The 554-nt window shown below is 64.1% G+C and carries 1 protein-coding gene; it reads right to left on the reverse strand.

Annotation, left to right across the window (positions count from 1 at the left end; translation table 11 throughout):
- Nucleotides 1-554, reverse strand: a 554-nt coding sequence (locus tag GR158_RS25055; RefSeq protein WP_160873057.1) for a lipoyl synthase, incomplete at both ends; no start/stop codon positions are given.

A 554-nucleotide genomic window follows, 5' to 3' on the forward strand; every position in this document is an offset into this window, starting at 1 on the left:
CCCGACTTGGTGAACATGGTCGGATCCAGCTCCTTCACGCGCTGCAAAAGCCGCACGGAGTGGAAGTAGCGCGCGCCCGGGCGCACCGTCAGGTAATTGCCCGGCACGGTCTCCATATTGTGGTTGAAGACGTCGGGCTTTGCGGCGACGACACGCTCCAGCGCGCCCGGCTTCTTCAGGAAATCGGGCGTGAGGATTTCGATCGTCGTCAGCGGCGACGCCGCGCGAATGGCCCAGATCACCTTCTCGAAGTGCTTGGCCCCGCCATCGTCCAGATCGTCACGGTCGACCGAGGTGATGACGACGTGGGAAAGGCCCATCTGCCTGACGGCCTTGGCGACGTTTTCCGGCTCGGCCATGTCGAGCGCGTTCGGCTTGCCGGTCGCGACATTGCAGAAGGCGCAGGCGCGGGTGCAGATCTCGCCCATGATCATGAAGGTGGCGTGCTTCTTGTCCCAGCATTCGCCGATATTCGGGCAACCCGCCTCCTCGCACACCGTCACCAGCTTGTGGGAGCGCACCAGCTCGCGCGTCTCCTGGTAGCCCTTGGAGAC

The organism is Shinella sp. AETb1-6 (assembly GCF_009826875.1).
Lineage (GTDB): Bacteria > Pseudomonadota > Alphaproteobacteria > Rhizobiales > Rhizobiaceae > Shinella > Shinella sumterensis.